The sequence below is a fragment of the Mesorhizobium sp. M7A.F.Ca.CA.002.04.1.1 genome (assembly GCF_004022805.1).
GTDB lineage: Bacteria > Pseudomonadota > Alphaproteobacteria > Rhizobiales > Rhizobiaceae > Mesorhizobium > Mesorhizobium ciceri.
Genome location: NZ_RZPL01000222.1, coordinates 1 through 7,577, shown reverse-complemented (window position 1 = coordinate 7,577; position 7,577 = coordinate 1). Strand labels below are relative to the sequence as shown.

Here is a 7,577-nt window from a genome sequence, read left to right as displayed (position 1 = left end):
GCTTCATCCGCCGAGTGCCTGTTCCGAAAGGCTTTTTGGCGATCACTCCTGATGAAAACCGCTCACGATTCGTTTGCTGGCTCTTCTTATTTTGGCCACAGGCGCTAGCTTTGCGTGACAATTCCATGACAATCGAGTGACGTGCTTGTCGCTGGGTGGGGAAGTTAAAGTGGCAAAGAGTTACAAACGCGCCGGCAAGGCCGCGCCACAGTTCCTGGAAGACGACCCCTCCACCGGCTATCTGCCGGGCAGGAGATGGCCGGTCGTGCGCTATGGGCTGATCAGCCTGGCGATCGCCGCCGTCCTGGTGTTTGCCATCGAACTGATCGTGCGCGGCGACTTTGCCGGCACGGTCTCCTTCTTCCTGCAGCCGCTCAAGCCGGGCTGGACCACCATCGTCGTGTTCGCGCTGATCCTGATCGGCCTCGATGCGGTGCTGGGCCGCAGCCATCAGAGCCTGATGATCGTCGCGCCGCTGACGCTATCGCTTGCCTTCGTCGGCCACCAGAAGTCGCATTATCTCGGCGATCCGCTCTATCCGACCGATTTCCTCTATGCCCGCCAGATCTTCGCGCTGTTGCCGCTTTTGGTGCGCGACCGGCCGATGACCGCGCTCGCCATGGTCGTCGGCATCGTCGCCGGCCTGTCGCTGCTCGTCTATGGCTGGCGGATGTGGCGCCGCAAGGTTCCCGCACTCAGCCGCAAGGGACGCCTTGCGCGGCTGACGCTGGCAGTGCCGCTGCTCGCCTTCTTCGTTTCGATCATGGACTATGCCACCTTCTCCTGGACCAGGGACCGGTTGCAGATCATCCCGATCATGTGGGACCAGAAGGAAAACTATGCCTCCAACGGTTTTGCGCTGGCCTTTGCGCTCAATGTGCCGATGGCGCATGTCTCTGCGCCGCCGGGCTATTCCGACAAGGCGATCGCGGCGATCGCCAGGCCCGATGTGACCGCCTCGGTGCCGGCCGAGAAGCCTGACATCATCATCGTCATGAGCGAGTCCTTCTGGGACCCGACCAAGCTGCCCGGCGTCACCATCACGCCCGATCCGATCCCCAATGTGCGGGCGCTGCGCTCCGGCTCGATGTTCTCGCCGGAGTTCGGCGGCATGACCGCCAATATCGAGTTCGAGGCGCTGACCGGCTTCTCCAACGCGTTCCTGCCGGCCGGCAGCATCCCCTACCAGCAATATGTGCGCACGCCGACGCCGTCGCTGGCAACCTTCCTCAAGAGCCAGGGTTATCGGGCGCGCGCCATCCATCCGGGCACCAACTGGTTCTGGAACCGTGGCGCGGTCTACGCCGATTTCGGCTTCAACGATTTCAAGTCGGAAGAGACGCTGCCGCCAATGCAAAAGCGCGGGCCACTGGCATCGGATGCCGCGATGACCGACGAGATCATCAGCGAGGCCGACGCCAGCGAAGAGCCGGTGTTCTTCTTTGCGGTCAGCCTGCAAAACCACGGTCCCTACGAACCGAACCGCTATTACAGTCCCACGCACAGGGTGCAGGCGCCGATCAGCCAGTGGGCGCGCGAATCGCTGCTCAGCTACGCCGAAGGCTCAGCCGATGCCGATCGCGGTCTCGAACGCCTCGTCGAATGGGCAAAGACACGCTCCCGCCCAACCGTGATCGCCTTCTTCGGCGACCATCTGCCGCCGCTCGGGCCGGTCTATGTCGAAACCGGCTTCCTGAAGGACAATGTCGCGCCGCGCAAGGAAGCGTCGCCCGAGGCTGCCCTCGAGCATCATGAGACGCCGCTGGTCATCTGGTCGAACCGCACCGGGCCGGCTGAGCACATGGGCGCTGTCAGCCCGGCCTTCCTGCCCTATCATATCCTGAAGACGGCCGGCATCAGCCATCCCTACTACACCGGCTTCCTGGGCGAGATGAGCGAACACTACCGTGTCGTCGACCGCAATTTGCTGCTGACGCCGGCTGGCGAGGCCACGCCCGATTGGGCGCGGCAGAAGGAGATCGATCCGGCGATCCGCGATTTCCGCCTGCTGCAGTACGATATGATGTTCGGCAAACGCCACGCAGCGCCCGACTTCTTCCCCGAAACGGTCGACAAGATTGTCGCCGCCCATACGAGTTGAGGCCAGCGATTTCCTCAGAGCCTGCTGGTCCGTCTCGGTTCGCGTGTTCAGTTGGTCAATTGCAGCTTCGTGAAGTTGTTGGCGATCTGAAGGAACACGTTCGGCAGTTTGGTCGGATCGTTGACGGCATAATAGTTGCTCGGATCCGAGGCGCAGGCGCTGTAAAGCGCACGGTTGGCTGCGGTGTCGGATTGCAGCACCATGGTGTAGATCTGCACGCCCTCGTTCTTCAATTGCGTGCAAACGTTTTTGGTCCAGCCGTCGACATTGCGCGCAGCGGTCGTCTGGTTGTCCGATCCGAAGCGGCCGCCAGCCAGATAGCCATAGGATGTGTAATCCGACTTTGTCGGTTCTTGTTCGCTGGCGCCATAGACGACGTTCTCGCCGTCGGTGAGCAACAGCACGATCTTGCTGATGCCGGGCGTCTTCCAAGGCGCTCCGTCGGTGTAGGGCGCGGCGGGCGACAGCACACGCATACCCCATGACAGGCCCTCGGAGACATTGGTACCCGAGCCATTCCACTCGGTCATCTGACTGGCCGCCTTGCGCAGCTTGTCGAAATCGTCGGTCAGGGGGACCACCGGGGTCGGACACGCACGGTTCGGGCCGACAGTGACGGGAGAGCCGATCTCGGTGATGAGTTCCTTGGCGGGCGCAACATATTTGGCGATCTTTTCCCTGGCATCCCTGTCATCGGGCGACAGAAGTTCGATGAGATTGCCGAGCAGGTTGCTGAGATCGATGCCCAGAATGTTGATGCCCGACTGGGCAAGCCTGGTTTTGTCGCTGACATCGTTGAGATAGGAGTTGTTGTAGTATTTATCCGAATTGCCATAGGAGCCAGACGGCTTCTGGGCGTCTTCGGGATCATCCGGCGCAAAGTAGGGCACGAACAGCGTGTCGGGCTTGGCCGGGTCGGGTGGCGTGTCGGAGATATTGTAAGCGCCTGGCCGCGCCTCGACGCAACCTTTCCATCCGGTGCCATTCCATCCGGCATCGGCCCATCCGGTCTTCTTGAGCTGTTTGAAAAGCGCCATGTGGTTCGGCCGCTTGCCGTCGATGACGGGAAAATTGACGCCGTTGGTTGAGGACTTGCCGTCCATGTCGATCCAGGACGGGTCGAAGCCGTCGCCATTGACATTGACGGCCGTCACGAAAGGAACCAGCGAGGCGCGGATCTTGCGCGTTGGCGATTTCGCCGCTTCGAGCGTGTCGAGCAACGATTTTGTCGCCGTCCTCAGCGCCGTCATCCGCGCGCCGGCCATCGAGCCGGTGTTGTCCAGCACCAGCACGACTTCGAGCTGGTTGTTCGATTCGACCGCCGAGGCATCGACCACGATGTGCTTGCTGTCGCCGAACAGGAAGGCGAAGTTGAGATGGACGTCCGCCGAGGCAACCGCCTTGGTCTTGACGAAGTTGACGCCCTTGTCGACAGTCAACGTCGCCTGCGCATTGTCGAGCTCGCCATGACCGACGATGTTGGCCTGGAAATAGCGGTTGAAAGCGTCATTGCGGGTGATGTCGAGATCGCCAAGATGCGAAGAAGCAAGGTTTGCCGAATCGAGAGCGTTCTGCAAATTGCTCTTGGCCCGCATAAGGGTCGAGACATCGGTTGCGAAAGCGACTGCCGTCAGGATGACCGGCAAACCCAGTCCCAGCACAAGCGTGAAATTGCCGCTCTTCGAGCGCCAGAATTTGTTGAGAAGCATCCTTACCCCCGGAAATGCTTGCCGCTTTTGCGCGGTTGTCCGGGCTTTTGCGCCTTCCATGATGAATCGACCGTTGACGGCCAGGCTTCAACTCCACACAACCTGCTGGTGTGGTTAAGACGTGGTTGCCGGAAACCACGACTCCGGCCGTTGCTGCTCCCGATCGTCGCCTGCGACACACGGGAATGCCGCTTGCCCTTGCTTTGCGGCCGGATTGCTGTATAGACGCCCGCAATCTGCCGGTCCTTGCTGGGGGCTGAACGGAGGGCCGGAGGTTTTTCAGAACCTTCGTGTGAAGCCGGAAGTGCTTCCGCCTCCCGTGTCTCCGCTCTCGACCGTCTCGTCATGCTCCTTTCTTCCCCCTGCCCCTCGAGGGTTTGCGGGTCAGAGAAGTTGCAGAGGCTTTTGCCGCCGGGAACCGGGAGAGAAACGAAGAAAGGCATAAGACATAATGGCTCTTTACGAACATGTGTTTCTTGCCCGGCAGGACCTCTCGCAGCAGCAGGTCGATGCGCTTGTCGAACAGTACAAGGGTGTCATCTCCGCAAATGGCGGGTCCGTCGGCCGGGTCGAGAACTGGGGACTGAAGTCCCTCACCTACCGGGTCAACAAGAACCGGAAGGCTTACTACACGCTGATGGACCTGAATTGCCCGGCGGCCGCGCTCAACGAGATGGAGCGCCAGATGGGCCTGTCCGAAGACGTGCTGCGTTTCCTGACCATCAAGGTCGAGGCGCATGAGGAAGGCCCGTCGGCCATGATGCAGAAGCGCGAAGAGCGCTCGGAACGCGGCGGCTTCGGCGACCGTGACCGTGGCGATCGTGGTCCGCGTTCGTTCGGCGATCGTGATCGCGGCGACCGTGGCGATCGTCCGCCGCGCTCGTTCGGCGACGCCGGTGCCGATCGTGGTCCGCGCCGTCCGCGCGAAGGCTTTGAAGGGGGTGCAGAATAATGGTCGACATCAATCAGATCCCGACCCGGCGCCCGTTCCATCGCCGCCGCAAGACCTGCCCGTTCTCCGGCGCCAACGCGCCCAAGATCGACTACAAGGACGTGCGTCTGCTGCAGCGCTACATTTCCGAGCGTGGCAAGATCGTGCCGTCGCGCATCACCGCCGTCAGCCAGAAGAAGCAGCGCGAACTCGCCAAGGCGATCAAGCGCGCCCGCTTCCTCGGCCTGCTGCCCTACGTGGTTCGCTAATATCTCAAATGCGGGCGGTTCGCCGCCCGCTCTTCTCCCACGGCGACGGGCGCCGCAGGGTTGAACATCAAATCCCGGGTTGAGGTCAAAACCTCTAACTGCCGCACAGGCAGGACAGCGACACCAGCGCCAAAGGCGCTCAAGCTTCCTGACCTGTTCCCAAGACATTCGGCGCCGATCTCATCGATCGATTGGCGTCCAACCAAAGGAACAAATCCATGGACGTCATTCTTCTCGAACGCGTTTCCCGCCTCGGCCAGATGGGCGATACCGTCAAGGTCAAGGACGGCTTCGCCCGTAACTTCCTGCTGCCGCAGGGCAAGGCGCTGCGCGCCAACGAAGCCAACAAGAAGAAGTTCGAAGGCCAGCGCGCCCAGCTTGAAGCCCGCAACCTCGAGCGCAAGTCGGAAGCGGCCCAGGTCGCTGAAAAGCTCGACGGCAAGAGCTTCATCGCCGTTCGCTCCGCCGGCGAAACCGGTCAGCTTTACGGTTCCGTTTCGACCCGCGACATCGCCGATCTGCTGACGGCGGAAGGTTTTTCGATCAACCGCAACCAGATCCTGCTCAACCAGCCGATCAAGACCATCGGTGTCACCAATGTGGCGATCGCGCTGCATCCGGAAGTCGAGGTCACCGTCACGCTCAACATCGCCCGCACGGCCGACGAAGCCGAGCGCCAGGCCAAGGGCGAGACGCTGACCACCGCCGAAGCCATCTATGGCGACGACATCAACGACAACGCCCGGCCGGAGAACTTCTTCGATCCGAACACCGAGTTCGAGGGCGACGAAGACAACGCCTGATCACACGTCGCAAGCGATTGGAGCCATGGGGCTGATCACGACTTGACGCCAAGCTCCGATCACTTTGCCGTCATCCAGCCATGCTGGACCAATGCCCGGGCCTCGCGCCCGGGCATTTTTGTGCCAAATGGAACTTTTCGAACCCCTATATATTGTTGCAGACTATGGCGTCGCGCGTCCTTTGGCCGCGCAAAGCACGCTGTGCAACTTTGGTTCGGCGCAAGATCTCCGGCGAAATCGATCCCGATTTTCGCGGTCACGCGCCAAGGCAGCCTGTCTGGCCGAGAGGGGACATTTGGTCATGAATATTCTGTTAAAGCGCGTTCTCGACCGCTTGGTGCGCACCGGCAATCTTAGGGTAACCGGCCCCAAGGGCACGGCGGTGGTTTTCGGCGACGGCAGCGGCGAACCGGTGCACATGCACATCAAGACCGCGCATGCCGAGCGCGCCATCACCTTCGATCCGATGCTGGCGGTGCCTGAAGCCTACATGGACGGCGAACTCGACATTCTCGAGGGCGGCGTGCTGGGCGTGATGCGCATCGCCTTCCAGAACATGGGCAGCGGCGGCATCGACGCCACCTGGTCGAAGGCCATCGAAGGCCTGCGCCACGCCTTCCGCCGGCTGCAGCAGATCAACACCGCCTCGCGCTCGCGGCGCAACGTGCAGCGCCACTACGATCTGTCGGGCGATCTCTACCGGCTCTTCCTCGACGAGGACATGCAATATTCCTGCGCCTATTTCGAGCAGCCGGACATGACGCTCGACGAGGCGCAGGGCGCCAAGAAACGCCACATCGCCGCCAAGCTCCGGCTGAAGGCCGGCCAGACGGTGCTCGACATCGGCTCCGGCTGGGGCGGGCTTGGCCTCTATCTCGCCAAGGCGTTCGACGTCGACGTGCAAGGCGTCACGCTGTCGACCGAGCAGCATGGCGTCGCCACCGACCGGGCGCATGCGCAAGGGCTGGAAAGCCGCGTGCATTTCGAGCTGAAGGACTACCGCGAACTCAATGAGCGTTTCGATCGCATCGTCTCGGTCGGTATGTTCGAGCATGTCGGCGTCAACCACTATCGCACCTTCTTCGACAAGAGCGCGACGCTGCTCAAGCCGGATGGCGTCATGCTGTTGCACACGATCGGCCGTTCCGGCGTGCCGTGGGCGACCAGCGCCTTCATCCGCAAATACATCTTCCCGGGCGGCTACATCCCGTCGCTGTCGGAAGTGATGCCTGCGATCGAGAAGTCGGGCCTGGTCGTCACCGACGTCGAGATCCTGCGGCTCCACTATGCCGACACGCTGAAGCACTGGGGCGAGCGCTTCGCCGCCAATCGCGACAAGGCCAAGGCGATCTATGACGAGCGCTTCTGCCGCATGTGGGAATTCTATCTGGCGGCCTCGGAAGCCGCATTCCGCTGGCAGGATCTGGTGATCTTCCAGATCCAGATCGCCAAGAAGAACGATACGCTGCCGATGACACGCGACTACATGGCCAAATGCGAAAAAGCGCTGGAGATGCGCGATATGGGGCATCGTGAAACGGCTCCCGTCAAAAAGAGCCCGGCCGCCAAGCCGGCTCGCCGCCGCAAGGTTGCCGACCAGGAATAGCATTGCCGCTTGCCATTGCCGGCGCCGGCACTGAAAAAGGTCCCGTGACCGTCGCGGGACCTTTTTCATGACCTTTGTCCTCTATGCCGCCGCCGCTCTGGCCGAGATCGCCGGCTGCTTTTCATTCTGGGCCTGGTGGCGGCTGGAGAAGTCGCCGC

6 protein-coding genes are annotated in these 7,577 nt (G+C 61.8%); 5 read left to right on the top strand and 1 reads right to left on the bottom strand.

Annotated elements, in window-relative coordinates:
- Positions 1-169 precede the first annotated feature (169 nt).
- Positions 170-2,101 carry an LTA synthase family protein gene (locus ENZ75_RS13980; protein ID WP_024504319.1) on the top strand — a complete coding sequence of 644 codons (1,932 nt, stop codon included), beginning with the start codon at positions 170-172 and terminating at the stop codon, positions 2,099-2,101.
- A gap of 47 nt (positions 2,102-2,148) precedes the next feature.
- Here ENZ75_RS13980 and ENZ75_RS13975 read toward each other — a convergent pair whose 3' ends face one another.
- Positions 2,149-3,810, bottom strand: a complete 1,662-nt coding sequence (locus tag ENZ75_RS13975; RefSeq protein WP_063167703.1) for a pilus assembly protein — start codon at positions 3,808-3,810, stop codon at positions 2,149-2,151.
- A 451-nt stretch (positions 3,811-4,261) separates the two neighbouring features.
- On the opposite strand from ENZ75_RS13975, the gene rpsF reads away from it, so the two are divergent.
- The 4 genes from rpsF to ENZ75_RS13955 all read left to right on the top strand — a co-directional run bounded on the left by rpsF (position 4,262) and on the right by ENZ75_RS13955 (position 7,419).
- Complete coding sequence (gene rpsF / locus ENZ75_RS13970) at positions 4,262-4,762, top strand: 30S ribosomal protein S6 (RefSeq protein ID WP_013532520.1); 501 nt, start codon at positions 4,262-4,264, stop codon at positions 4,760-4,762.
- On the top strand, positions 4,762-5,010 hold the full coding sequence (rpsR, locus tag ENZ75_RS13965; protein ID WP_006203718.1) for a 30S ribosomal protein S18: 249 nt from the start codon (positions 4,762-4,764) through the stop codon (positions 5,008-5,010). The genes rpsF and rpsR overlap by 1 nt, the downstream gene beginning before the upstream one ends.
- A 218-nt stretch (positions 5,011-5,228) precedes the next feature.
- Positions 5,229-5,813, top strand: coding sequence for a 50S ribosomal protein L9 (gene rplI, locus ENZ75_RS13960; protein WP_013532521.1), 585 nt, complete (start codon positions 5,229-5,231; stop codon positions 5,811-5,813).
- Between the two features lie 301 nt (positions 5,814-6,114).
- Positions 6,115-7,419, top strand: a complete 1,305-nt coding sequence (locus ENZ75_RS13955) for a cyclopropane-fatty-acyl-phospholipid synthase family protein (RefSeq protein ID WP_013532522.1) — start codon at positions 6,115-6,117, stop codon at positions 7,417-7,419.
- Positions 7,420-7,577: the final 158 nt, after the last annotated feature.